The organism is Bacillus niameyensis, assembly GCF_001375535.1.
GTDB classification, from domain to species: domain Bacteria; phylum Bacillota; class Bacilli; order Bacillales; family Bacillaceae_C; genus Lederbergia; species Lederbergia niameyensis.
In genome coordinates, this window is sequence record NZ_LN831196.1 from 1 (window position 1) to 946 (window position 946).

General features: G+C 37.9%; 1 protein-coding gene. It reads right to left on the reverse strand.

The annotated features are described in order from the left end of the window. Window positions 1-946: DDE-type integrase/transposase/recombinase (locus BN1243_RS00050; RefSeq protein WP_062104228.1), on the reverse strand; the 946-nt coding region annotated here is incomplete at both ends.

The following is a 946-nucleotide window of genomic DNA, read 5'->3' on the forward strand; positions in this document are numbered from 1 at the left end:
AAAGTACGATTCAATCTCTCGATGATTTGTTTTAGCGGTCTGTATTCAGTTGAAATAGGATCCTCATTGGTAAGCCCAATCACTTGTTTCACATCAAATTTGATGTCGTTCTGGGCAAAAAAGTGTTGAGCTAAAAGATAGATGGGATTTCCATCCACTACGAAGGTAAGATCTTTAGGGATATCTTGCATTTTAACTAACACTTCATCAATGGCACGAATAGCCGTTACCGTGTCGCGATTTGGAGACACTGGATAAGAGAGAATGATCTTCTTTACTGCATCAAAAAAGAAAAATAAATAGTGCCACTTTCCATTGACTCGGATATAGGTTTCATCGCCACAGAATTGATCAGAAAGCTCATAGGGATAATGATCCACATACGGTTTAAGCAATAGAGCCACACTGTTTTCGTAATTCAAAATGGTTTGGTGGGAAATTGCAACACCATGGACATCTTGCATAATGGCTGCTGTCTTACGGGCTGAAAGCCCATAATTCACATGATAGGTTAAGATCAGACCCAAAACGTGTGGCGAAGCATAAATCCTAGATAAATCGACTTTTGGTAACTCGAATGATCTCTTAGATAAAGGTCTAAAATCAATGTGAAACTGACGAAAGATATACCTCAATTTAAATGCTTGAGGATCTTTCTTAAACCGCTTTTTCTCTTTTTTAGACATGGTCTTCAGTTTCTTTCGATAATAAGAACAGTCATTATTTCTACATTTGTAGACAGAGAAATCTTTTCTTTCTTTAATCTTATCAAGGGTCTTTGCACAGTGAGGGCACTTAAGAATGGCCTCTTTAGAAAAGCGATTCTTATCACTGAAAAGGCAAGAACAAACCTTGCATTGAAACTGCCCTTTATCACCATTATTGGCGTACAGATAATCTGATGGAGCTCCACACTGTGGACAGTTCATTGTTTTTGGTACAGTGG